Consider the following 25,658-nt stretch of genomic DNA (forward strand, 5'->3'; position numbering starts at 1 on the left):
AATTCTCACTGAGCATAGATGGTTGTAAGCCAACCAAACGTTGAGAACAGAGATTCTAAAGATTCTGCTAAAAGTTAAAGCAAAAAAACCGCTGAATAATCAGCGGTTTTTTTTATTGTCTTGCAACTGCTTGTATACCAACGCTTGAGCAAAATAAGCTCGGGCGTTAAGTAAATATTATTCAGCAGACTTTTTCGCACGGCCACCAAATGCACCAAAGCGCTTGTTAAAGCTAGCAACACGGCCTTCAGTAGACGTTTTACGCTGCTCGCCCGTGTAGAATGGATGCGAAGCACTTGAAATATCAAGTGGGTAGTATGGGTATTCTTTACCTTCATACTCACGAGTTGCTTTTGTCTTAGCCGTTGAACGCGTTAAGAAAAACACGTCAGCGTTGGTGTCGTGGAATAAAACTTCTTGGTAATCAGGGTGAATATCTTTACGCATAATATGCTCTCTATGTCCGATGTATGCACGGTCTATATGATCAACTACTGCATACGTAACTGAGGCACTAAGGACATCTACAAGTCTGGCAATTGCATCACTGGCTTATTCCAGCATCCAACACCATACATCTGCTCGCTTAGCCTTCCCCAGCGGGAAAATTAAAGAGCGATTTTAACGGTTTTTAGCGGTTGGTGCAAGTAAATGTAGCGTAAGTTATCGTTAAAATCAATATAACCTGAAGTGAAGTACCTAAAGCGTGTTTTTATTTTCGAGCCTGTAAATAACCCTTTTCTTTCATCCCCTCTAAACCTATAGTGAGCCACTTTAAAAGATATGGCTCAGCACTTATACCTATCACTATTAGAGTCATTGTTCTTAATAAAATGAGTTTCATTTACCAAAATAATATTAGTGTAAATTAAAATACAGCCACGATTCATATTTGCTTGAATATGTTAACTTTTGTTGGTATGGTGTATATCCGCAATAACAAATACATAAAACCTACCATCTGTATGTTGCTATAAATCAATACCTTAGATAGATAAAGCTCTAAGGTAAAATATCAACTACTAGAGCCTTACAGGAGATTGAATGAATGAACAAGACACATGTCGAGTTAATTGACATAGATGAAAACTGGGATAAAGAAGTTTCAAACTATAACTTTGACATCTATCACTTATCTGCATGGCTTAATACTGCAACTGTGATAGATGGTGGAAAACCTAAAGGTATCATTGCACAATATGAAAATAAAAAAATACTTTTTCCAATAATAGTCAGAAATATCGATAACGAGTATTGGGATGCCACCTCTACTTATGGCTATGGTGGTCCGTTATTTGATAAGACCTTAACAAATAACGATATAGACACAATCTTAGAAGATGTAAGGGTCTTTCTGCATCAGAAAGGTTGTGTTTCTTTATTTATGAGACTACATACCATTATTAATAAAGATTGGCTGCCCACTGTTGGTACCGCATTAACACATGGGTTGACCTTAGCTTCAGATTTGACCAAATCCGAAGATGAGCACTGGAAAGAAACTCAAAACCAGCACCGTAGAGGAATAAAAAAATCATTAAAGATGGGCGTCACGACAGCAATAGAAACGTTTACTGTAGAGCGTGCCATGGTATTTTCAAATATTTATCAAGAAACCATGAAAAGCGTCAACGCTGGTCAATATTATTTCTTCAACGACGATTATTTTTATGATTTATCGAAGAGCCTTCAAGACAGATTGTTGTTAGTGACTGCTTATAAAGACGATCTTGCTATTGCTTCTTCACTTTATACAACCTGTGAAGAATCTGGAATTATGCAGTACCATCTAGGTGGTACACTTGACGACCATAGAAATTTGCAACCCTCTAAGTTGATTACTCATATTGCTAGAGAATGGGGTAGGCAAAATAACTATAAAGTACTTCATTTAGGTGGTGGAGTTGGCGCTAAGCTAGACGCGCTCTACCAGTATAAAAAAGGCTTTAGCTCTCAAGAACTACTCTTTAAAACCTATAGACTGGTGGTTAATACTGATAAATACGAAGAGTTAGTAGCCGATATCGAGCTTGGGGAAGATGAGTTAAGCTCGGATTATTTTCCATTGTATAGGAAAAAAATGGTTCAAGAAAATGCTTAAGAGATGGTTTCATAGCGAGCCTTTCCTAAAAAGTGTGTAACTGCTTATAATCCCCTAACAGGAGAATAAGCAATGACTAACCAATCCGATATCAAGAAACTGGCCGAGCAAATGGCTGGTAGTATGAACAGCTTCGATGACATCAAAGACTTTCAGAAGCAGCTCATGCAGTCGTTTATCGACACCGCTCTTGAAGCCGAGATGGAAGACCATCTTGGCTATCCCAAACATGAGAAGGCGGATAAACCTAATAAGCGCAACGGGCACACTAAAAAGACCGTCCGCAGTGACACAGGCGATCTTGAGATATCCACCCCAAGAGACCGTGATGGCGCTTTTGAACCTGCCTTAGTGCGTAAGCATCAAACCCGTATCTCAGGTCTCGACGATAAAATCATATTCCTTTACGCCAAAGGTCAAACCACCACCGAGATTGTAGAGAGTATCAAAGAGCTCTACGATGTCGACATTTCAAGCAGCTTGGTTTCAAGAGTCACGGACAACATATTAGAGGACATCACCGCTTGGCAGAACCGGCCGCTGAGTAGTGTTTATCCTATCGTCTATTTGGACTGCATCGTTGTGAAGATACGTCAAGACAAGCAGATCATCAACAAGGCGATCTATTTGGCGCTGGGTGTGGGACTTGATGGTAAAAAAGAGCTGCTTGGCATGTGGCTCTCAGAGAATGAAGGCGCTAAGTTCTGGCTAGGCGTTCTCACTGAGCTACAAAACCGTGGGGTACAAGACATCTTAATCGCTTGTGTTGACGGTCTAAAGGGCTTTCCTGATGCCATCAACACCGTTTACCCCAAAGCCAAGGTTCAGCTGTGTATCGTGCATATGGTGCGCTATTCAATGAAGTTCGTACCGTGGACGGATAAAAGGGCGGTAGCCGCTGATTTAAAAGCCATCTACGATGCTAATACTATAGAGCTTGCACAAGCTAACCTTGAGAGGTTCGATGAGACTTGGGGTACACAATACCCGCACGTAGTTAAGTCGTGGCGCAATAACTGGGAGGGCTTAACGGTGTTCTTTGAGTACCCTAAAGACATCAGAAAAGTCATTTACACCACCAATGCGATAGAGTCGCTAAACAGCGTAATTCGGACAGCGATGAATAAGCGTAAGGTGTTTCCCTCCGATCAGGCAGCATTCAAGGTGGTGTACTTAGCAACTCAGCAGGCATCCAAAAAGTGGTCGATGCCAATCCGTAACTGGACGTCTGCTTTGAATCGCTTTATGATTATGTTTGATGACCGTATTAGTAAGCATTTAATCTAAAGGGCAGTTACACAGAATCTGGGATGGGCTCTTCATAGCTAAATATAACTGATGTCTGAGTATGTATCAAAGTACATGTCGGAATAATCAATATAAGCCATGGCTGCTTTAGATATCAGCCGTGGCTTATTTATACCATTCCCAAAAGTTAGAGTAAGCGGAAAACTTTTGCAAGTACTACTCCTAGTAGACTTAGCAAGTTTGACAAAGTTAATCGTACTTTTTGGGCTTGGTATTACTTTAGCATAAGATAATAGCTTTTTTAAATCACAGTAGACCACTCTTATCACCTTTTACCCTCACCCGCGCATACTTAGTCTTCATACCTTTAACTGTTATCTTCCGACAAAACTCATATATCTATTTACATATCTAGCATAAGGCCATTTACAGTGTTTTGTAAAATAGCGCAATAGAACAGCGACCCTCTTCCATAATCCAGAATATAACTTCAACCATTCAAAACGCCTCTTGAACTCAGGTACCATCAGTCACATATCAAGACTACAGATATAGCAATTCAAAGACAGAAAACAATAATCTGGCAAGGATACAATAACGACAATGACTCAACCTTTGACAGACCGAAAGCTTCAATTTACGCAACAGGACGACAGCTCTCATCAAAACACGCACAATCAATCAGCAAAACGTGTTGGTATTTTGGGCGGTGGTACAGCAGGCGCAACAATAGCCATTCGTCTTGCAGCACTGGGTCTTGAAACCTACGTGTTCGAAAAGAAAAGCTCTCTGATTGATGGCCCTCCGATGTGTCATCTGCATGCGGGCGGCAACCTTTACCGTGAGATTTCTGATGAAGACTGCGTTGCATTACTCAAGCAATGCATCGATATATTGCGTCTGTACCCCTATACCGTTGACGTACGTCCGACTGTATTTGCCGTACCGACTCGCGATGAGGGGTTGCCAGAAGACTTGCTACCGCGCCTTGATATCTTAACAGACGCCTATCGCGAATTGATCGCAAAAGATCCAAGCAATGAAGTCTTGGGTAAGCCTGAGAGTTATTATCAGCTCTATAGTCATAAACAATTAATTGAGCTCTCTGAACGTGAGCAAGTCGCTACCCCTAGCAGTGTCGATGAATGGATGATACCGGTTGCCAAATACTTGGATCTCAATAAAGTGAAGTTTCCACTAATTGTGGTACAAGAATATGGTTGGAACATCTTTCGCCTAGCCGCTTCCGCACAGTTGGCGCTAGAAGAATATGATAATGCACATATCTTTACCGATACCCAAGTGCAGCAAGTGGTAGCTGTTGACTGTGACAACTGCTCAAATGCTGACCATCATGTGACTAGATGGCGTATCGACTATCAACTAAATAACAGTGATAACAGCCATGCAAAAGAAGATGCTAAATCTATTGAAGTTGATTATCTGATCAATGCTTGCGGTTTCCGTACTGGCGTGATCGACGATATGGTCGGTGTCGACGTCAAGCGCATGGTAGAGTTTAAATCTTCCTATATTACCCATTGGGGTGATGCTGGCGGACAGATACCTGAGATTATCGTCTATGGTCAACGTGGGACGCCAAATGGTATGGCACAGTTGACCCCTTATCCAGGTGGTTATTTTCAGATTCATGGTATGAGTAAAGCCATTACCTTGTTCGCTGATGGTTTGGTGGCTTCTAACAAATACAGCGCCCAACCCAAACTACCCAATCAGTACGTGCGCTATATCGAAGATGGCTGGGACAAAACTCCGTTACAGGCTCGCAGCCAGCAATCCATTGATTACATCGCTGAGTTTGTGCCGACCTTCAATAGCGCACGCAGCGTTGGCAATGCCCTGTACGGCGGTCAGCAAATTCCTGGTACGGATGATACACTGCGAGTAGCAGATGTGAGCTTATACCCTAATATACGCTATGCACGCGCTGAAAACGTCAAAGCGTCATCGACCTTGATAGCGGCTGATGAAATCGTCGATCAACTCATGGAGATTGGTCTACTAGACCACGACTTGCCAGCCAATCATGATCGTTATTCTCATCGATGGCAGTATCTTGCTCATAATAGTAGCGTGACTGTCGACAAACTGGCGCATACCTTAGCTGCAGCACGTGGATTCCCAGTTGCGATGGCCAAGGTTAATAATAGCGTTGAGCAAGTGACGATAAATAGCTCAGCACCGGTTTAAGCGCTATCTTCGTTTGTAAGAATTACAACTATGATAGCGTGCTGCTGGTATAACTTTTACTCGCTTGCTGTGCGCTGTGCACTCCAGAGGCTTCGTAAAACTCATCCCAGTAGCACTTTATTTCTTATAGTGGATCGACTATAGCATGTGTCTTTAGCTTTCATAATGAACACAAATCATGAGCACAAAAAAACGGGAGCAATGATCTAATCATGGTCATTTACTCCCGTTTTTAATGTTTTGAACGTGTCGTTGATAAACGACTGTTACTTCCCAATCATTTTTTCTGTGTCTACTTCATCATCAATCTTGACTATCATGTGTAGTAAATCAATGGCTTCATCGATGGTGTTACAGACCACCAAACGATCAAGATCCTGCTGCTTCATAAAGCCTTGCTCAGTCGTATACTCTAAATGCTCAATCAGCTTATCGTAAAAGCCGTTAATATTTAGAATAATCATGGGTTTTTCGTGTTGATACAGCTGACGCCAAGTGGCGATTTCCATAATCTCTTCTAGCGTGCCAAGGCCACCCGGTAAGGTGACAAAAGCGTCAGCATATTCTGCCATTACCGTCTTGCGCGTATGCATGGTGTCAGTCAAATGCAAACGTGTCAGCTTTTCGTGAGCGATTTCGTGCTTGAGCATAAAGGTTGGAATCACGCCCACTGCTTCGGCGCCAGCATTGACTACTTCATCTGCCACTGCCCCCATAAGGCCGATACTTGCGCCACCATATACTAAGCCCAAGCCGTTTTCAGCCAATGCTTGACCCAAGTCACGGGCGGCTTTTTCATATACTTCATCATTGCCTGAACGTGAGCCACAATAAACAGCGACCAGTGGCATAGTGAGGGTTGCCTTATCCACTGCTCTTTCAATATGCGTAATATCCTGACTGGTTAATACTTCATAATTTGTATTGTTAATATTCATTTGCATATGGTTTCCTTAAATTTTGTAAAGTGTCATTTTTGCGAGATTGTTATTCGTTATTTATTTTAATAAACATCTATAGTGTTTTAACCAACTGTTTTTATACTCGTCATATCTTTTTATCCGTTTTTTAACGACGTTATCAACGTTATACTAATGACGCACCAGATTAACGAGACAAGCTGAATCAAAATATACCGTGAAGAGTCTGAAAGTCACTCATAAATAAAATACTTTTCTTGCCAGCACCTATACTAACATAAGCCATGCTATCACACGCTAACAACGGTTTATCACTACGCATTTAATACGTTTTTTGTAAACTCCCGAAAGTAAATTAACGCCCATAAACGGCTGCTCATCAATCCTATTAAAAGTGAACAAACCACCAAGACTGTTAGGATATAACAATGCACAACCATCAAATACCGTCCTCTTCAAACCAAAAAGACAATGCCGTGAGTAATACAGTTGCGGCCACTCTCAACACCGATATCGAGAGTCATTCAACAGAAACCCCTTCAATTGAGCGTTATTCTTTGACCATCATGACCGATAGAAACCATCCGCTAGCGGCGACTGTTTATCGCCCTAAAGAGGAGGTAAAAACAGCAGTCATGATCGCTCCAGCCACCGGTATCAAACGTCAGTTTTATCACAATTTTGCTAACTTTTTAGCCCAGCAAGGCTTTGGGGTCATTACCTTTGATAATGAAGGTATCGCTGAATCACTCAGCACTGATTTGGCTAAATGTGACGCTACCCTGATAAGTTGGGGACGTCATGATATGCCAGCCGTCGTTGATGCCTTACAAGATGAGTTTGCTGACGCCAGTTATCACTTAATTGGTCACAGCGCTGGCGGTCAGCTGATTGGTCTCATGCCAAATTACGATGCGATCGCTTCTGTATTCAACGTTGCCTGCTCATCAGGCCGTATCAAAAACATGAACATGCCATATAAAGCAAAAGCAATGGGCTTTATGGATGTCTTTATCCCCATGAGCAACCTAACTCTCGGATATACCGCTTCAGATAAAATCGGCATGGGAGAGCCTTTACCGCGCGGCGTGGCTAGGCAGTGGCGAGAGTGGTGCAATGGCGCAGGCTATATCAAGACTGCCTTTGGCAAAAGCGTACACACGCATTTCTACGATGAGACTAGCATGCCCGCTTTATGGCTCGGCTTTAGCGATGATGATATCGCCAATAGTAAAAATATGGATGACATGATTCGCGTGTTTACCAAAATGCCTGTCGAAAAACGCTTTTTTGAGCCAAAAGACTTTGGGCTGAATAGCATCGGACACATGCGTTATTTTAGTAGTAGAACCAATGCAAAAGCACCACAGCTTTGGCAAATGGCGGTGGATTGGCTAAATAAGCAGCAATAGTCTCAAGGCTATCTTTGATTCATTTAACATATCTAATACCCCATTCTCAACTAACTAAATATATTGGCGTAGGCTGTGGCTTTAGCCCAGCTTGAACCTTTGCAAAAGCAAAATGCTGGGCTAAAGCCACAGCCTACGATAGTCCATAATAAGTTGAAAGTCAGGTATATAATGCCAAGTAACTTTACATAGTATTTATTCTTTTGCGTTGCTAGCTGCTGCTTCTGCTTTGATACGCTTGTTCAAAGCAGAATGTAATGCAGGCGTCAGGTTATGGATGTTACCAAGCATCCATTTTACATAGCTGATTGGCACGTCTTTAATGAGCTTGCCTTTATGCTTTCCAAACGGCATCTTGCTCACAGGATTGGCTTTATTAGAGATAGCATGAGCAGCAGAAAAGTCTGTTGGCGCAATCTCTAAGCGCTCACAGCAAGCCTGATAGAGCAAGTAGCACATACGTGCATCGCCCAGCGCGTCATGAGCCGCAACCGTCATCCTGCTTGCTTCGCCCTTACCTAATAACTGCTCGATACATTTGGACTGACCATAGGCGCTCCATTCTGGAAAGGCCACTCGTGCCAGCCGCACGGTACAGATCAGCTTAGCAGACGGGCTACCAATCACCCGCCAGTCAAAGCGGACGTTATGACCAATCAAGTACGTTGGCAATTCAAACGCTTCCAAATCAAAGCGCTCAAGTCCAGCGACATCATCATCGGTAATGCCATGAATCCTAATCACGACTGGTGAAATAGATCGGCCACTATTAAAGTATTTCATCCACTCATAACCAGTCGCCACATTAATGGTAGCAACTTGGATAGGTCTCGGATCGCGGCCTTGATCGGTTTCGGTATCGATAATAAGCGCCGTATCAACAGCGTTAACAGTTTTGAAAGCGTCAGTCATAGAGTTAACCATAGCAAGTTGGATACAAATGACAGCCAGTTTTCACCATTTAAAACGAGTGTTGTATTCGATGAAGTTATCTCTACTGCCTGTTCATTTATGGGGCTAAAAGCCAAATATAACAACCACATATAACAATGCTATACAAACCTAGCGCCCAAGACTTCTATAATATCAGTGTAAACAATAAAATAAATATAAGAGATGTCGATGCCAGTGACTCAAAAAGAACAGCAACCAAAGCCAAATTTTTTACGCCGTGTATTAAGCGTGCTGATGAAGGCTGCTGTGTTACTAGCGCTACTATTTGTATTCGATAAATTGCTACCAAGCATCAGCCAGCAAACCCAGTCGTTTGTCGTTGCTAAGTGGCAACAGCTCAGTTTATTACAACAAGAGTTACCAACAGAAAACAGCCTGCCCAGCCCGCTACCAGAACAGCACCTAACTGACACTTGGGGCGCAGCGCGTAGCCAAGGGCGCTCTCATGAAGGCATTGATATATTTGCCCCGCGAGGCACACTGATACAGTCAACGACACAAGGCATCGTCAGCAAAGTTGGGGAGAATACTTTGGGTGGGCGCGTGGTGGTGGTCGTTGGGCCTGGCGGTGCAGGACATTATTATGCACATCTAGAAGATTATGCGGATATCAGTCCAAACGATTGGGTGGATGCTGGCGATGTCATCGGCTATGTCGGTGACAGTGGCAACGCCAAAGGCACACCACCACATGTGCATTACGGTATTTATATTAATGGCAGCGCCGTCAACCCGTATCCGCTTTTGCAAAAGGATTAGACCGTAGGAGCGGAGCGCACATGGCTGGCTGGAAATACGGCACTAAAAGTCGAGCCTTTGCCTTCTGTCGACTCAATTTGCAAGTTTGCATCATATTGATATAAGACGTGCTTTACAATGGCTAGTCCCAATCCTGTACCGCCCGTGGCGCGACTGCGACCTTTATCGATACGATAAAAGCGCTCGGTCAAACGAGCGATATGCTGCGGCTCGATACCGATGCCATCATCTTCAACAGCAAACTGGCAGCCTTCTGAGGTTTTTGCCCAACTGATGGTTATGTTGCCACCTTTTGGCGTGTATTTAATTGCATTGATGACCAAGTTGGATAAGGCGCTATTTAAGTACATCTCCGAGCCGTATAACCCATCATAAGTGTCTATCTGCAAGTGAATACTATGCCCATACTCGCTATTATAAGCCTGCGCATCATCATAAATATGAGTGAGCATTTTGGTCATATCAATATAGTGCAGCTCATGGGTCTCTTCGATTTCGATTCGAGACAGCAGCAATAAGTCGTTGACAATCCTATTCATACGCGCTGTCTGCTGGGTCATCAGCTCAAAACCGCGCTGCCAGTGCGGCGGCATATCTGGCTGACCTGAGAAGTTCTCAAGATAGCCCATCATCACTGTCAATGGTGTACGCAGTTCATGCGAGACGTTTGCCACAAAGTCACGACGCATTTCCTCTAAATGATGCAAGCGCGTCACATCGTAGATAATCAATAGCTTTTCGTCACCAAAAGGTGTGAGCTCACATTTGAGATAACGCTTAGGATCTCGCCATGATGTCATATGGACACCATCGTTGGGTGTCGTCATGTTCTGATAGTACTGACGAAATTCAGGAACAGTAATAAAGTCAAAAATACTCTTGCCCTTATCGTTTGATTGCAACAACAATAAGTCCTCAGCAGCCTGATTCCACCATTCCAAACTATCATCGTCATTTAGTAATATCACCGCATCTTGCAATGCCCGTAGTGAACTTCTGATCTTTTTAAGCTGACCCATCACGTCTTGCTGAGCGACTTGATCTTGCTGCATAACCTTTTGTTCATTTTCCATAGTCATCTATCATCCTCACTACTAGCCACTGCAATTGACCTACTACTTTTGGAAACTGCTTTATATAGTCAAGGAGTTTTAAAATCGCTACAAGGTGACCGACCGCAGATAGTACACTAAGCACATCTAGGTCAGGTAACACCGTAGCGGTTTAAAAGTGCTCCGACTATATGTTTTCAACCAGACTAGAGAAGCGATAGCCCGTACCGCGGACGGTTTGGATTAAAGTATCGCAGTCGTGGGGCTTTAATAATTTACGTAAGCGCCTGATGTGTACATCAATGGTTCGATCTTCGATATAGACATTGCCGCCCCAAACCTGATCTAGTAGCTGCGTTCGCGTATAAGCACGCTCTGGATGACTCATAAAAAATGCCAATAGACGATACTCTGTCGGGCCAATCTCAATGGTTTTCCCAGCAGCGGTGACGCGTTGGCTTTTGGGATCTAGGCTCAGCTTACCTACTTCGATGGACTTGTCAGCGCTGAGCGCACTACTGCGACGCAATACTGCCTTGATTCTCGAAATCAGCTCACGTGTTGAGAAGGGCTTGGTCATATAATCATCAGCACCAGCATCAAGACCATGAACCTTACTATCTTCTTCACTTTTGGCCGTCAGCATAATGACAGGTATCTCAGCGAGCAATTCATCATTTTTGAGCATTCGACAAAAATCAATACCGCTTTTGTCTCCTGGTAGCATCCAATCTAATAAGATGAGCGCAGGACGGTGATCAACCACTTGCTGGTGCGCTTCTGACACATCGGCCGCCTGCAAGCTATCGAATCCCGCCATCTCTAATGTCATTACAACCATCTCACGAATCGCAGGCTCATCTTCGACAATCAAAATCTGCTCATTATACATACGACAACCTTGTTATAAAGCGTTGGTAAGGATTATAGGGTGCGAGAATTTAAGGTGCAAAAAAAGACGATAGACACTCGTCAATGTGCGTCTATTAAACGCATTAATTATGACAGTTTGATGACAATTAAGTTTTAAACCACTTTTAGCGATTTAAACCATAGCGATTCACACCACCTCTAATAAAAAGTTCAGCGGCCCATCATTGATGCTTTCTACCTGCATATTGGCACCGAACTGACCAGCTGCGATCTTTGAATACTGGGTCTTGGCATAAGCGACCAGCTGCTCAAACAAAGCTTGGGCAGCATCAGGTGCCATTGCTGGGCCAAAGTCAGGGCGACGGCCTTTGTCTGTCTTTGCCATCAAGGTAAACTGCGGCACCAACAATAACCCGCCAGCAACTTGCTGCACGTTTAGATCTAGCTTGCCATACTTAGCTGGGTCGCTTTCATTCTCAAAAATACGATAGGTGAGGATTTTATCTATCATCCGCTGCGCATTTTGGAAGGTATCATCATGTCCCAAGCCAATATATGCCAGTATACCCTGCTCAATTGAGCCAACACAGCTTTCATCAACAGTGACACTGGCACGATTGACCCGCTGGATAAGTGCTTTCATTGATTACCTCCTTTAACGATTATGGTCATACCCTCAGATGCTGACCATGATAAAATATCAAGATTAATGATTCTCTAGTGCTACTTTCTTATTTTAATAACTATTTTGGTCACCTATCATGAATTTATTTACTACCATTCAACAGTTTGTGCCACAACAAAAAATCAGTAAGGCCGCTGGACGTCTAGCCGCTAGCCGTCATCCAATGGTGAAGCGTGCTTTTATCCGCAGCTTTGCCAAGGCCTATGATATCAGCTTAGAAGATTATGAGCGTCAAAGCCTGAATGCTTATGAGAGCTTTAATGATTTTTTTACTCGTGAGCTCAAAGACGATGCCCGTGCTATCGATACCACCGCACAGGGCATCGTCAGCCCTGCTGATGGATTGATCTCTCAGTTAGGGCAGATACAAGACCACAAGCTACTACAAGCTAAGGGCAGACATTACGACATTGGGCAGCTACTTGCTAATAATGAAGATGGCAACTATTTCGCTGATGGCAGCTTTGCCACCGTCTATCTCGCCCCTAGCAACTATCACCGTGTACACATGCCGTTCGCGGGAACTTTGACCAAGACCCGTTATGTACCAGGCACCCTGTTTTCAGTCAATACTACCACTGCCGCCAATGTTCCTGATTTATTTGCGCGCAACGAGCGTTTGGTTTGTCTTTTTGATACCGAATACGGCAAAGCTGCCGTTGTATTGGTCGGAGCGATGATTGTCGCCGGTATCGAAACCGTAGCCACAGGCAAAATTACGCGCACCGATGATATTCAAGAAGCGGAACACGACATGAAGCTTAAAAAAGGCGATGAGCTTGGCCGCTTTTACCTCGGATCAACTGCGATTGTCGTATTACCGAAAGCCGCCAAAGCTGACTGGCAAGATAATATAATGGCTAATACTGCTGTACAAATGGGGCAATTGCTTGGCTTAGCTAATAACAATATCAGTGTCGAAGAAACTGAGTAATACCAGATCCAAAAAATACGATTAACTTTGTCAAAATTGCTAAGCCTACTAAGTGTAGTACTTGCGCAAGTTTTCCGCATTACTCTAATTTTTGGATTTGGTATAAGCTTAAAAAGATAAAAACCTAAGCGGTAAAAAAGGCCAATAGTATGAGCCATACTATTGGCCTTTTTGTGACCAGACTTTGAAGACTGATAGCAAAAATGGAAAACTAATAGCGAAAATGCTTGGTGATAGGATAAGCAAACAGAATATTTTCTTCTTGCGTACCACGGCCAATATTATGAATAATGAGCGGCGTGCCATTCGCGGCCTTATTATCAGAGACGATACCGATATGGGGTAAGTTACCATTTGGCAGCTGCCAAGTTACAATATCACCAGCTTTAAAACTGTCTTTATCGGTAATAGATAACGACTGGCCGTGACGCTCAAAGTAGACTTCAAGATTGGGCACACGGCGATGATCGATGTTTTTATCGGTTGATTTTAGTCCCCAATGCTTCGGATACGCTGACCAATTCGACTTCATATCATGATTGACCAGTTGCTGCAAATCGATGTTTTGCAAGCGATACGCACGCACTATCATGTCAGTGCAGACGCCAGTCTCTATTGGCACATCTCCGCGAGGAAACGCCAACTTACGATACGCAGGATCGTAGCTGACAGTGACACCGATTTGCTTTTTGGCATCCAGCGCCAGCTTGTTACCACTACTAATAGGACTCGCAGCAACGGTAGGTTGTATGAGCATGACTGACAATACAACGGCTAGAAAACTCTTTGAACCGTAGCGCTTGTTCCTATTCATTCACTCTGCCTTGTTCTGATGGGTATTTGGGTCATGTCATGGTACTTAAGGTGATCATTAAGTACCATTTGATAATTGAAAATGTTTAAACCGTTAGATAGTTATCTACTTAATCAAATTACTAATGGTCTTAAATGCAGGGTCTTTACTGCTACGGCATAGTTCAAACAAGATTGATTCAACCGTCGTTATAACCGCGCCCGCACGGCGGATACGGCGAATGGCTTGCTTTTTATCATAAGGGAACCTTGAGCCAACCGCATCAGCAATGATGACTGGCTGCATACCGTTATCGAGTAGATCAAGCGCTGTTTGCATCACACATACATGAGCTTCGGTTCCGAACAATAAGACGATACTACGGTTTTGCTGCGCAAGATAATTCCATGAATCATCATTATCACAGGCACTAAAAGTCACTTTTTCAAAGCTTTTGGCATTATCACCTTCTAAGACTTCAAGAATCTCGGGTAAAGTATCGCCTAGACCTTTTTTATATTGCTCATTGAGCATAACTGGAATATCAAGCGCTTGCAGTCCCTTAACCAAAGTAATGATCTTTTTGTCAATGTTTTCATTGTCATAGATGTGTGGCGCCAAACGCTCTTGGACATCGATCAGCATGGCTTGCGTGTTTTCACGGGCAATACGATAGGTGCGGTCGGTAATTATAGTAGATGACATAGTACATACACTCCTTGTACGCTTGCAGCAACTGGCTGCAGACCAAATAACGGGTTTACTTATAGTTATAGGATACGCTCTTATTTAGTCATATTTTGTTCAGTCCGTCAATGAACATCCTCTGCAGTAACAACTTATGAACACTGTGTCATCAATAACACACTCTTCTGTGCCCAATAAAAAAGCCCCCAGCCAATAATGAACTGAGAGCTTTTACTAATACAACTATCTATCTTTTACCAAGTCACTGCAAATTGCATTGTAACTCTAAAAGCTTACACACGCTCAATGATAGTAGAGATACCTTGACCAAGACCAATACACATAGTCGCAAGGCCAATTTCAGTATCCATCTGCTCCATTGCGTTTAGCAAAGTAACCGTGATACGCGCACCTGAACAGCCGAGTGGATGACCAAGAGCAATCGCGCCACCATTGATATTGATAATGTCTTGCTTATCCGTCAAGTTCAGCGCTTTTAATACTGATAAGCCTTGTGCTGCAAACGCTTCGTTGAGCTCGATGGTCTGCATATCATCGATGCTCATGCCAGCACGTTTCAGTGCTTTTTGCGTGGCAGGTACAGGACCGTAACCCATGATAGCGGCATCACAACCAGCGACTGCCATGCTACGGATACGAGCACGTGGCTTGAGACCTAGATCTTTGGCTTTTTGAGCGCTCATGACCAACATTGCCGCCGCACCATCAGAGAGTGCAGAAGACGTCGCCGCTGTCACCGTACCGCCTTTTGGATCAAAGGCTGGACGTAGCTTTTGCATTTGTTCCAAGGTGGCATCTGGACGAATCACTTCATCGACGGTACATAACTGCAAGCGTCCAGCTTCATCATGCCCTTCGATACCGACGATCTCATTGTCAAAACGGCCTTCGGTAGTCGCAGCCCATGCGCGGCGATGCGACTCCAGACCAAAGGCGTCTTGCTCTTCGCGGCTGATGTTATTCATACGACCAAGCATCTCAGCCGTCAAGCCCATCATGTTTGAGGCTTTGGCATAGTGCTTAGAAGCCGCTGGGTTTAGATCGATGCCATGCATCATCCCAACGTGACCCATATGCTCAACACCACCGATGATGAAAGTATCGCCTTGATTGGTCATGATTTGCGCAGCGGCAGTATGTAGCGCTTGCATAGATGAACCACATAGACGGTTAACCGTTTGACCGCCAGCTGTCTTTGGAATACCAGCCAGCAGACCGATATTACGGCCGATGTTCATTCCTTGCTCTAGTGTCTGGTTGACACAGCCCCAGATAATATCTTCGATATCATTGGTATCAAAGTCATTACGCTCAACCAACGCACGTACTAGCTCAGCTGATAAATTGTCTGCACGTACATGACGGAACATACCGTTTTTGGTTTTGCCCATCGCTGAACGTACACCGTCTACGATGACCACATCTTTTGGACTTAAAGTTGTCATACTATCTTCCTTTTCAATTTTTATTGTCAGTGTAGTCAGTTCACTTTAATTCTATTAAATCATCCCTATCGCTTAACATACGATGTGTACCTTTAGGCTTGATTTACTGATATTAGAATCTTACTGAACCAACTATAACCGTACGTCTGGCATTGAAGCATGTCGATCACTGAATAGTTGTCGCTCTCAAGAGCAAACGTACGGCACTTATCCTATTTCGGTATGCTCATTAAGCGGTTGGGTAAAAAGTCTCGCCTGCTGCTGCCATGTCGCGAATCTTTTGCGGCGCTTCATAGGCTTTGCCAAGGTGCGCATACTTCTCACAAAGTGCCAAGTAATTCTCTAGGCCCATCTGGTCGATATAACGGCAAGGACCACCACGGAACGGCGGGAAGCCAACGCCCATGATCATCGCCATATCAGCTTCGCTTGGTGTCGCTACGATGTTGTCTTCTAGGCAACGTACGGTTTCATTACAGAAAGCCAGCATGGTACGGTCGATGATGGTTTGATCATCAAACTCTTGCTTGTTGCTGTCAGTGGTTTCTTGCAGCAAGGCATAAGTGGCATCATCAGCGACTTTCTTTGGCTTACCACGCTTGTCCGTTTCATACTTGTAGAAACCAACGCCGTTTTTCTGACCCAAACGCTCGTTCTCGTATAGATGCTTGATGGCACCTTTATAGTCAGGCTTCATGCGATCTGGGAAACCTTCTGCCATGACTTCTGCGCCATGTACACCCGTATCAAGACCGACGACGTCGATTAGATACGCAGGGCCCATTGGCCAGCCGAATTTTTCCATGACTTTATCGACATGAACGAAATCAGCGCCTTCTTTAAGGAGCAAATCAAACGCACCAAAGTACGGGAACAGGACACGGTTGACTAAGAAACCTGGGCAATCATTGACGACGACAGGTACTTTGCCCATTTTGGAAGCCAGCGCAACGGTCGTCGCAATGGCTTCTTCAGATGACTTCTCACCGCGGATAACTTCTACCAGTGGCATACGATGTACTGGGTTAAAGAAGTGCATGCCGACGAAGTTTTCTGGACGCTCAAGTACCGTCGCCAGATGCGTGATAGAAATGGTTGAAGTGTTAGATGCCAAAATCGCATCTTTTTTCACTAAGCCTTCTACTTCTTTTAGTACCGCATGCTTAACTTTTGGATTCTCTACGACTGCTTCGATAACGATGTCAGTATCGCCAAAGTCACCATAATTGAGCGTTGGACGAATACGGCTTAAGGTCTCACCCATTTTGGCTGGCGTCATCTTACCGCGATCAACCATTTTGGCCAAGATTTTGCTGGCCTCACCCATACCCAAATCTACTTGCTCAGATTTGATGTCTTTCATGATGATTGGCAATCCTTTACTGGCTGCCTGATAAGCAATACCGCCGCCCATGATACCAGCGCCTAGTACGGCAGCTTCGTTGATGTCATGCGCTTGCTTGCTGTGTTTTTTCGCTAGTTTTTTGACCAGCTGATCGTTTAAGAACAGGCCCACCAAGCTTTCTGCTTGTGGTGTTTTCGCCGCTTTGGCGAAATAAGTCGCTTCCACTTCAATCGCTTTATCACGTGGCAGATTCACATGCTTTTCAATCGCTTCAATAGCGAGCGCAGGCGCAGGATATTGCTTTGGATTGGCTTTGGCAAAGATCATGCCTTTGGCACTATTGAATGCCATCGCTTGCTCAAGCTGATTGAGCTTAACTGGGTTTAGTTTCTCTTCACGCTTGGCTTGCCAATCAAGCTCACCTGAGATACATCTTTTGACCAGATCTACTGCCGCATCTTGCAAATCATCAGCAGCAACGGTGGCATCAACCAAGCCTAGCTTTAAAGCATCCAACGCTTTTTGGGGCTTACCAGTTGCGATGAGCTCAAGCGCATTATCGATACCGATGACGCGAGTACTACGAACCGTACCACCAAAGCCTGGGAAAATACCCAGTTGAGTTTCAGGTAAACCGATGATTGCCTTATCACTCATGACGCGATATTCACAAACCAAGGTCATCTCACAACCGCCGCCAAGCGCTGCACCATTGATTGCCGCTACTTTTGGGAATGGCAGGTCTTCAAAGCGGTTAAAGGTGTCATTGATACCAATAACCCAATCTTTAATGTCATTTTCTGGCTTCTTAAACGAGCCGACGAATTCAGTGATATCAGCACCAGCGATAAACACGCCTTTGCTTGAGGTAACAATCAAGCCTTTTACATCGTTAGATTTTTCAAGTGCATTTACCGCTTCAGTAAACTGCTTATTGGTTTCAGCATCGAACTTGTTCACGCTCTCATTTTCGGCGTTGTACTGCATGTTGGCGATGCCATCCTCTAGCATTGTCACCGTGATGCGATTTCCTTGGTATACCATTTGAAACTCCTTGCTATGTAATAAAAGCTATGTATTAAAAAATTATAAAAGCTACGTTTTAAACTTAAAAAATAGCCGTTTATTGTTAGTAAAACGAGTAAAATCACTGCCATTCACAGCAGTGGCGATGTCTTTATTATCCAGCGCTCAATTGCATGGCGCGTCGTTATTATCCTGAGGGTTTTCACTTAAGTTTGCATCTAATGACTTAAACACTATGTTTATAGGGCATTAGACCATTTTTGACGTCAATTAGTGTAGGGGATTATGCCCCTGACTGTCACAGCTTAATGCCAGACTCGTAAGTCACTATTAAATCTATGCCAAGTATATCCATGACTATCCTCTACTTTAGGAGAAGCCTTATTTATACTTTTATCAACGTCTAAAACAGGGCTTAAAATATACAAATTATTTAGGGCTAGCTCAATAACTTACTCTCTCATCAAAACATATGCAACCAACAAGTGAAACTGTCAATACGTAACTAATATAAGCCTTCATAAAAGTAGGCGTGTAAGCCATATAAGCTATCATGTTACACTAGCATCATTTCTACTTTTATTCACCTTGTGGTTGGTTGAGTTATGTCTATTTCTTCTGCGCCTCGCTTTGTTCCTTTCACCAATTTTGAGCAGTTTCACAGCGCTTTGCGTACGCAACTGGCGCAAGATATTGATTTATTGTTTGCTTACGCGAATCTGCCAAGTCCGTTGGTTGATGCTTGCCGTTATGTGATGACGGGTCAAGGTAAAGGCGTACGTCCGTTATTGGTTGCGAGTAGCTTTGCCAGTATTGCTACAAGTGTCCATCCGACCGATCTGTTAGCTGACGATGCAACGCTTGCAGCGACAACGGATAGTCTAGAGACACTTTTGGACGATGACTCACGCTACGACATGTGTCGGCGTGCCGCTTTGGCAGTAGAGCTACTACACACCTATTCACTGGTACACGATGACTTGCCTTGTATGGACGATGACGACCTGCGTCGTGGACAGCCGACCGCTCATATCGTCTTTGAAGAATCAACCGCACTGCTAGCAGGCGATGTACTGCAAACATTAGCCTTTGAAGTATTGACTGCCGACCTACCAAGCTTTGCCCCTTTTGATGCCAGTATAGCCAATCAGCTGTTGGCGGTTTTTGCACCGCGTGCGCGACGTATGGTCTCAGGTCAGATGCTCGATCTAAACGCAGAGGCCAGCACTGATATTTCACAAGAAGATTTAGAAGCTATCCACCGTGATAAAACAGGGGCACTCATCGAAGCTGCGATGCTGATGGGCGGGATTTGTGCTGGCGCGACTGCGCCGCAGCGTATTGCGCTACAAGAATGCGCGCAACATATTGGTCTCGCCTTTCAAGTACAAGATGACATCTTAGACGTCACTACAACGACCGATGATTTGGGCAAACCTGCTGGCAGCGATGAAAAGCTAGACAAGTCCACTTATGTAAAGTTGATGGGCGTAGACGCTGCCAAAAGCTACGCGCAGTCACTGTTTGATGACGGACGCGCAGCCATCGTTCGTGAGTTGAGCAGCCGTGAGCTTAATGACAGTGCAGATAATCAAGCGCTTATTGCTCTAATAGAATGGCTCTGGGCACGTAAAAAGTAAGCGCTCGCTATAAGTATAAAAAAGGGCTATATAAATAATGGCAAACCATCTTCCCCGTATTTATCTCGGCACTGGCGGTTATAGCGACACCGACCTACTCGGCACGCTGTATCCAACTGGCACCAAGAAGACGGACTTTTTACGGGAGTACGCCAAGCAATACGGCGCGGTTGAGATTAATAGCACCTTTTATGCACCTATTGGACAAAAAGCTTTTGCGGGTATGGTCAATAAAGCCTATGTGCAGGCGGACAGTGAGTTAAAGTTTGCCGTCAAGCTACATCAAGACTTTACTCATGCACGCAGAGGCACTGCCGAACATGCGCAAGCGTTTCTAAATGCTCTCACGCCACTTATCGAAGCCAACGCTCTAGCACCACTACTGCTGCAATTCCCGCATGGCTTTGATCGTACCCGTGAGCATCGTCTATATCTGGCAAATCTGGTCAGTTGGTTTAAGGACTATCCGTTAGCCGTTGAGTTTCGTCATAACGGCTGGCATACCCCGCAAGTGGTCGATAGCTTTGTCGAGCAAGGGCTGATTTGGTGTAGCGTTGATTACCCCAAAGTCAGCGGTCTACCACCGTCACGGCTGATATTTACCGAGCGCACAGGCTATCTGCGCATGCATGGTAATAATCTAAACTGGTGGGATGCCATGAGCGCAGCCGACCGTCATGATTATCGCTATAGCGAGGCGGAGATGCAGGATTGGGCGCAAGCCATTGCCAATCAGCGTCAGCATTTTGATACGCTCTATATCTTCTTTCAAAATACCGTCAAGGCGCATGCTTATTATAATATTGCGATATTGAGGGAAGCGTTGGGCAATTTTGGGTTTGAGGTGTTGTAGGTTAATAGATTTGTCAGTTTCGACTAATTTTTTGATCTAAGAAACTAAATAAAAGGATGATAATGAGTATTGAGCTTCTACAAACGATGCAATGGTCAAAATTGTGTTGGGATAAAAGTTGGAAATATACTATCGAGTTAGAGGATTTACTACCAGAAGTTGGAAAAAAACATTCTATAAAACTTGAAGATAACGAGTACTATGCTGAGGAAGGAAAAGCTTACATTTTGTGGTTACCGCCACACTCAGAACTCAATGGATGGTGGGATAAACGCCCTTCTGAGATTTTGAAATCTTACGTTCTAGAAGGTACTCTCTCTAACCCTAGTTCAAATTATGAAAAACGCGAATATTTTTTCGATTTTCAAATTTCAGAACGTAAAAGATTAATGGATTTTTTCTTTGAAGCGTCAGAAACTAAAGTATCTTCCTTATACGAGATTGGTCAAATTGATGGTTCTTCAAAACCTCAATGGAAAGAAGCGAAGAGTCTCCAAAAATTTAATCTAGGAGACTACTTATATCTTACTGGAGTAGAGAGTGAGACTCACTTAGAGCTTATACTTTCATCTAAGAACAATAGATTATGTGTACATTATTCCGCCTTTATACCCATGTCTAGTAATTATGAAACTATTATTACGAAATATTATTTAAATTATGAAGAACAAAAATTGATTGAAAGCATTATAGAAAATGCTGTTGAGATAATTGATAACTCAGTGGACGCATTAGAAGGTAATCAAATTCACGGTGCTGAATATTGGTAAAGAATGAAATTCAAACCAAAAAAAAGAACGCCTCTCAGCGTCCTTTTTTTAATCAAATACTTAGTGGTTAAAGATTACTCTTCAACGCCAGCATCTTGACCTTTATATTTTGCGTTTGCGTAGTCCCAGTTCACTAGCTTGTCTAGGAACGTATCAACATAGTCAGGACGACGGTTGCGATAATCGACATAGTACGCATGTTCCCATACGTCACACGTCAATACAGCTACTTGACCGTTCGCTAGTGGTGTACCAGCGTTACCAGTCTTAGCAATTGATAGTTTGCCGCCTACTTTGTCAGCGACTAGCCATGCCCAACCTGAACCAAACTGAGTCAATGCTGCGTTTTTGAACTCTTCACGGAACTTATCATAGCTACCGAAATCTTCTTCGATTTTGGCTTTTAGATCGCCCGTTGGCTCGCCACCACCATTATCTGGAGTCATACAGTTCCAGTAGAACGTGTGGTTCCATACTTGTGCTGCTTGGTTAAACATACCTTGCTTGCTATCATCATTTGCTGTTGCTTCGATGATTTCTGGCAGTGTTTTGTCTTCTAGGCCAGAACCAGGTAGCAATTCGTTTAGCTTGTTTACATAAGCTGCATGGTGCTTATCATGATGGTATTCTAGAGTTTCGGCACTGATATGTGGTTCAAGGGCGTCTTTTGCATACGGTAGGTCTGGTAGAGTAATCTTTGACATAATTATTTTATCCTTGCTTATTTGGCCACTCATATTTTGGCTATCTTAAAAAAAGATACAACAAAATATCGAGCTAAATTGGCTGAGTTTATTGTTAATGAATGTTTATTATTGCTTGATGTGCTATTGCGCACCAAAATGAATCTAAGTAACAAAGAGCAATAAGTAACTTCGTACTTATTGTATTGTTAACTTTAAATTCACAAGCGATAAGCTATAATTCACTGTAGCTTGATAACCATTATAGCAATAGTAACCGACAATATCAGTTACCGAATGTTATAGACAGCGGTTACTTGGTACTAATTTGTCAAAATCCAGTGAAAACTTGCAGAAATTAAGTACTTTCTGACCAAATTTGACAATAACTGCCCTAAAGCAAAAGCTGCTCTAGGATAAGTGCTATCCTAACAAGTCATCTGCTGACTATTCACTGTGACAATCCTATACTAGATAATGGTGAAAATACAACCACAGTATCAAGCTATCTATATCATTCATTCTTATATTTACGGACATATTTTATGAGCGCTGCTGTATCGTCATCCGCATCTAGCCACAACCAATGGGTACTCGCCAGTAATAACAAAGGCAAACTTGCAGAGTTACAAAGGCTTTTCGCTGAAGCTAATCTTGGTATTAGCATCGTACCTCAAGGGCAGCTGGACATCGAAGATGCGGTTGAAGATGGTTTAAGCTTTGTCGAAAACGCCATTATTAAAGCGCGTCACGCCAGTCGCATCAGCGGATTGCCTGCGATTGCTGATGATTCAGGTCTGTGCGTGCCAGTACTCGGCAATGCGCCAGGCATCTACTCTGCCCGTTATGCTGGCGAACACGGCAATGATACGATGAACAACGCCAAACTCATCGCAGACTTACAGCCTATTCGTGAGCAGCAACCTGACGCTCCTATTAAAGGGATGTTCGTTTGTGTATTGGCACTGGTACGCCATGCTGATGATCCACTACCCATTATCGCGCAAGGTTTATGGCAGGGTGAGATTTTAGCGTCGTTACAGGGCGATGGCGGCTTTGGTTATGACCCACTGTTTTGGTCGCCCGAGCTGCAAGCAACGGCTGCAAGCTTAAGCGCTGCTGAAAAGAACAGCATCAGCCATCGTGGACAAGCTATTCAGAAACTTTTAGCACAGTTGCCTTTATAGAATGTACCCTATATAGAATGAACAGTATTATAAGGACGGTTTCCTTTAATGCTATTTTAGCTAACTGAATTAAAAACTTGCCGACTTAACTGCTACAAAGTGAATCGACCGTAAACAGATAACTTTTACTTTAATTAACAGATAGATTATACTGTTCTACTTTTAAAATTTTATTGTAAGAAGCCAATTGTCTTTACCGCCTATGAAAGAGCGTGATTATTCAAGCGCAGTAGGTAAAATAGCTGGCGACTTATTATTGATATTCGATGCCAGATAGTGCCATTCGCATTATCTGGTTATTAATGTCCCCTATTCATTCCAATGGCAATCAGCCACCCTGCACGCTTTGAGGACTGATTGTTTGTTATTTTAACCATTAAAGGTGTAATCAACATGGCTACAGATTTACAGATCACAACCAACAAGCTGTCTGAAAAAGAAACTCAGCTGACTGTTAAAGTTCCCGTTGAAAAAATTCAAAACAAAGTCGAAGGCCGCATTCGCCAAGTTGCGAAAACTGCCAAGATTGACGGTTTCCGCAAGGGTAATGTGCCGATGTCACATATCCGCTCTCAGTACGGTGCTGGCATTCAGCAAGAAGTGATCAACGATGTGATCCGTGATACCGTATTTGAAGCCATCAAAGCTGAAGACGTGCGTGCAGTAGGCATGCCAAATATCGACGACGTAAAACTTGAAGATGACTTCTTGGTTTATCAAGCGACGGTTGAGATCTTCCCTGAAATCGACGTGCAAGGTATCAATGAGATCGAAGTTGAGCGTCATACTGCGTCTGTGCAAGACGAAGACGTTGACACTATGATTGAAAACCTACAAAAGCAGCGTGCTGAGTTCGTTGAGAAAAAGGGCATGGCGGCCAAAGACAACCAAGTCACTTTTGACTTTGAAGGCTCTATCGATGGTGAGAAATTCGAAGGCGGCTCAGCTGAAGACTTCAAACTCATCATGGGTAGCGGTCAGATGATTCCAGGCTTTGAAGATGGCATCAAAGGCATGAAAGCGGGCGAAGAAAAAGTCATCGACGTGACTTTCCCAGAAGACTACCAAGCTGAAAACCTAGCAGGTAAAGAAGCTCAGTTCAAAATCAACGTAAAATTAGTTGAAAGATCTAAGATGCCTGAAATCGATGAAGAGTTCCTTGAGCTGTTCGGCGTAAAAGAAGGCGGTGTTGAGAAGCTTAAAGAAGACGTACGCAAAAACATGGAACGCGAAATCAAAAATGCTGCGCGTAGCCAAGTTAAGCAAGCGACTTTTGATGCATTATTAGAAAGGAATGAATTCGATGTGCCTAACGCTATGCTAGAGCAAGAAATCGACCGTCAACGCAACATGATGATGCAGCGTTTCTCTCAGCAGTTTGGTGCCAGTGCTGACAGCTTTGATAAAGACATGCTGCCTAATGAGCTATTTGAAGAGCAAGCATTACGTGCTGCCCGTCTTGGTATCATCGTAGCCCGTGTCATCGATACGCAAAATCTAGAAGTGGATCAAGACCGCGTTGAAGCCTTTATCAAAGAAGCGGCAGAAAACTACGAAGATCCAGCAGAGGTAATCGAGTACTACACCAATGACAAGCAGCAACGTGCTAACATTGAGTCTGTGGTTCTAGAAGACCAAGTGGTTGATTATCTGATTGATCAAGGTACCGTCACTGATAAAGAAGTCAGCTACCAAGACCTACTGGCTGCTCAGCAACAGCAGCAGCAAGGTATGTAATCCAGCGTATTCGCGCTACTGATTTGGAATTTATGATGAATGCCCTAACAACTCGTTAGGGTATTTTTATTCGTGGATTATGTGCTAACCCCTTGATAAAGGTATACAGACCCCTTATTAATAAGGGATAATTGCTCACATAGCCACGTTTACTACTATAATCATAACCACACTATAACCATATCAGCTACATACTGACTGATTCTTTTATTGATTAGTATCTAGGTATTTACCTTATATAGCCCTTTATTTTATACACTTCCTTATTTATAGGACATTTTATGACAGATTATGATCGCATTACGTCTAACCCTCACTTTGA

The 25,658-nt window shown here is 43.5% G+C and carries 22 protein-coding genes; 11 read left to right on the top strand and 11 right to left on the bottom strand.

Annotated elements, in window-relative coordinates:
- Nucleotides 1-177 precede the first annotated feature (177 nt).
- The gene (locus JMX03_RS12705) at nucleotides 178-447 is read right to left on the bottom strand and encodes a type B 50S ribosomal protein L31 (protein ID WP_201573543.1); all 270 of its coding nucleotides are present in this window, start codon (nucleotides 445-447) and stop codon (nucleotides 178-180) included.
- Nucleotides 448-1,048: 601 nt separating this feature from the next.
- On the opposite strand from JMX03_RS12705, the gene JMX03_RS12710 reads away from it, so the two are divergent.
- The 3 genes from JMX03_RS12710 to JMX03_RS12720 all read left to right on the top strand — a co-directional run bounded on the left by JMX03_RS12710 (nucleotide 1,049) and on the right by JMX03_RS12720 (nucleotide 5,560).
- Nucleotides 1,049-2,101 carry a peptidoglycan bridge formation glycyltransferase FemA/FemB family protein gene (locus JMX03_RS12710; RefSeq protein ID WP_201597198.1) on the top strand — a complete coding sequence of 351 codons (1,053 nt, stop codon included), beginning with the start codon at nucleotides 1,049-1,051 and terminating at the stop codon, nucleotides 2,099-2,101.
- Nucleotides 2,102-2,173: 72 nt separating this feature from the next.
- On the top strand, nucleotides 2,174-3,388 hold the full coding sequence (locus JMX03_RS12715) for an IS256 family transposase (RefSeq protein ID WP_201597200.1): 1,215 nt from the start codon (nucleotides 2,174-2,176) through the stop codon (nucleotides 3,386-3,388).
- 564 nt (nucleotides 3,389-3,952) lie between these two features.
- The gene (locus JMX03_RS12720) at nucleotides 3,953-5,560 is read left to right on the top strand and encodes an FAD-dependent oxidoreductase (RefSeq protein WP_201597202.1); all 1,608 of its coding nucleotides are present in this window, start codon (nucleotides 3,953-3,955) and stop codon (nucleotides 5,558-5,560) included.
- 266 nt (nucleotides 5,561-5,826) lie between these two features.
- Here JMX03_RS12720 and JMX03_RS12725 read toward each other — a convergent pair whose 3' ends face one another.
- Nucleotides 5,827-6,504 carry an LOG family protein gene (locus JMX03_RS12725; protein ID WP_201597204.1) on the bottom strand — a complete coding sequence of 226 codons (678 nt, stop codon included), beginning with the start codon at nucleotides 6,502-6,504 and terminating at the stop codon, nucleotides 5,827-5,829.
- A gap of 404 nt (nucleotides 6,505-6,908) precedes the next feature.
- Between JMX03_RS12725 and JMX03_RS12730 the strand changes: the two genes are divergently transcribed.
- Entirely contained in the window at nucleotides 6,909-7,892 is a 984-nt protein-coding gene (locus JMX03_RS12730) for an alpha/beta hydrolase family protein (RefSeq protein ID WP_265090481.1), read from the top strand.
- A 195-nt stretch (nucleotides 7,893-8,087) separates the two neighbouring features.
- Here the strand turns inward: JMX03_RS12730 and JMX03_RS12735 are convergent, their stop codons facing one another.
- A complete protein-coding gene (locus JMX03_RS12735) occupies nucleotides 8,088-8,804 on the bottom strand; it encodes a putative quorum-sensing-regulated virulence factor (protein ID WP_201597205.1) in 717 nt (238 codons plus the stop codon).
- 210 nt (nucleotides 8,805-9,014) lie between these two features.
- Here JMX03_RS12735 and JMX03_RS12740 point away from each other — a divergent pair, with 210 nt between their 5' ends.
- The gene (locus JMX03_RS12740) at nucleotides 9,015-9,605 is read left to right on the top strand and encodes a M23 family metallopeptidase (RefSeq protein ID WP_201597206.1); all 591 of its coding nucleotides are present in this window, start codon (nucleotides 9,015-9,017) and stop codon (nucleotides 9,603-9,605) included.
- Here the strand turns inward: JMX03_RS12740 and phoR are convergent.
- The 3 genes from phoR to dtd all read right to left on the bottom strand — a co-directional run bounded on the left by phoR (nucleotide 9,602) and on the right by dtd (nucleotide 12,173).
- Nucleotides 9,602-10,684 carry a phosphate regulon sensor histidine kinase PhoR gene (gene phoR, locus JMX03_RS12745; RefSeq protein ID WP_201597207.1) on the bottom strand — a complete coding sequence of 361 codons (1,083 nt, stop codon included), beginning with the start codon at nucleotides 10,682-10,684 and terminating at the stop codon, nucleotides 9,602-9,604. The genes JMX03_RS12740 and phoR overlap by 4 nt on opposite strands.
- Nucleotides 10,685-10,844: 160 nt before the next feature.
- Complete coding sequence (gene phoB / locus JMX03_RS12750; RefSeq protein ID WP_201573518.1) at nucleotides 10,845-11,549, bottom strand: phosphate regulon transcriptional regulator PhoB; 705 nt, start codon at nucleotides 11,547-11,549, stop codon at nucleotides 10,845-10,847.
- Between the two features lie 168 nt (nucleotides 11,550-11,717).
- The gene (dtd, locus tag JMX03_RS12755; RefSeq protein ID WP_201597209.1) at nucleotides 11,718-12,173 is read right to left on the bottom strand and encodes a D-aminoacyl-tRNA deacylase; all 456 of its coding nucleotides are present in this window, start codon (nucleotides 12,171-12,173) and stop codon (nucleotides 11,718-11,720) included.
- 118 nt (nucleotides 12,174-12,291) lie between these two features.
- Here dtd and asd point away from each other — a divergent pair, with 118 nt between their 5' ends.
- Entirely contained in the window at nucleotides 12,292-13,149 is an 858-nt protein-coding gene (asd, locus tag JMX03_RS12760) for an archaetidylserine decarboxylase (protein ID WP_201597211.1), read from the top strand.
- Nucleotides 13,150-13,360: 211 nt separating this feature from the next.
- Here the strand turns inward: asd and JMX03_RS12765 are convergent, their stop codons facing one another.
- The 4 genes from JMX03_RS12765 to fadB form a co-directional block, all read right to left on the bottom strand.
- Nucleotides 13,361-13,963, bottom strand: a complete 603-nt coding sequence (locus JMX03_RS12765; RefSeq protein ID WP_201597213.1) for a DUF1287 domain-containing protein — start codon at nucleotides 13,961-13,963, stop codon at nucleotides 13,361-13,363.
- A 105-nt stretch (nucleotides 13,964-14,068) separates the two neighbouring features.
- Nucleotides 14,069-14,647 carry an isochorismatase family protein gene (locus JMX03_RS12770; protein ID WP_201597215.1) on the bottom strand — a complete coding sequence of 193 codons (579 nt, stop codon included), beginning with the start codon at nucleotides 14,645-14,647 and terminating at the stop codon, nucleotides 14,069-14,071.
- A gap of 275 nt (nucleotides 14,648-14,922) precedes the next feature.
- Nucleotides 14,923-16,095, bottom strand: a complete 1,173-nt coding sequence (gene fadA, locus JMX03_RS12775) for an acetyl-CoA C-acyltransferase FadA (RefSeq protein ID WP_201597218.1) — start codon at nucleotides 16,093-16,095, stop codon at nucleotides 14,923-14,925.
- Between the two features lie 229 nt (nucleotides 16,096-16,324).
- Nucleotides 16,325-18,484, bottom strand: a complete 2,160-nt coding sequence (fadB, locus tag JMX03_RS12780; protein ID WP_201597231.1) for a fatty acid oxidation complex subunit alpha FadB — start codon at nucleotides 18,482-18,484, stop codon at nucleotides 16,325-16,327.
- A 587-nt stretch (nucleotides 18,485-19,071) separates the two neighbouring features.
- On the opposite strand from fadB, the gene JMX03_RS12785 reads away from it, so the two are divergent.
- From JMX03_RS12785 to JMX03_RS12795, 3 genes are all read left to right on the top strand, one after another.
- Nucleotides 19,072-20,106 (top strand): polyprenyl synthetase family protein, encoded by a 1,035-nt coding sequence (locus JMX03_RS12785; protein ID WP_201597233.1) that lies wholly within the window; start codon nucleotides 19,072-19,074, stop codon nucleotides 20,104-20,106.
- A 37-nt stretch (nucleotides 20,107-20,143) separates the two neighbouring features.
- Nucleotides 20,144-20,959 carry a DUF72 domain-containing protein gene (locus tag JMX03_RS12790; RefSeq protein WP_265090482.1) on the top strand — a complete coding sequence of 272 codons (816 nt, stop codon included), beginning with the start codon at nucleotides 20,144-20,146 and terminating at the stop codon, nucleotides 20,957-20,959.
- Between the two features lie 62 nt (nucleotides 20,960-21,021).
- On the top strand, nucleotides 21,022-21,729 hold the full coding sequence (locus JMX03_RS12795; protein ID WP_201597235.1) for a hypothetical protein: 708 nt from the start codon (nucleotides 21,022-21,024) through the stop codon (nucleotides 21,727-21,729).
- A gap of 74 nt (nucleotides 21,730-21,803) precedes the next feature.
- Here the strand turns inward: JMX03_RS12795 and JMX03_RS12800 are convergent, their stop codons facing one another.
- Nucleotides 21,804-22,433, bottom strand: coding sequence for a superoxide dismutase (locus tag JMX03_RS12800; protein ID WP_201573479.1), 630 nt, complete (start codon nucleotides 22,431-22,433; stop codon nucleotides 21,804-21,806).
- A gap of 524 nt (nucleotides 22,434-22,957) precedes the next feature.
- Between JMX03_RS12800 and rdgB the strand changes: the two genes are divergently transcribed.
- Nucleotides 22,958-23,599, top strand: a complete 642-nt coding sequence (rdgB, locus tag JMX03_RS12805) for an RdgB/HAM1 family non-canonical purine NTP pyrophosphatase (protein WP_201597236.1) — start codon at nucleotides 22,958-22,960, stop codon at nucleotides 23,597-23,599.
- Between the two features lie 393 nt (nucleotides 23,600-23,992).
- On the top strand, nucleotides 23,993-25,336 hold the full coding sequence (tig, locus tag JMX03_RS12810; protein WP_201597237.1) for a trigger factor: 1,344 nt from the start codon (nucleotides 23,993-23,995) through the stop codon (nucleotides 25,334-25,336).
- Nucleotides 25,337-25,658 lie beyond the last annotated feature (322 nt).

Origin of the sequence: Psychrobacter fulvigenes (assembly GCF_904846155.1) — a bacterium.
Classification (GTDB): domain Bacteria; phylum Pseudomonadota; class Gammaproteobacteria; order Pseudomonadales; family Moraxellaceae; genus Psychrobacter; species Psychrobacter fulvigenes.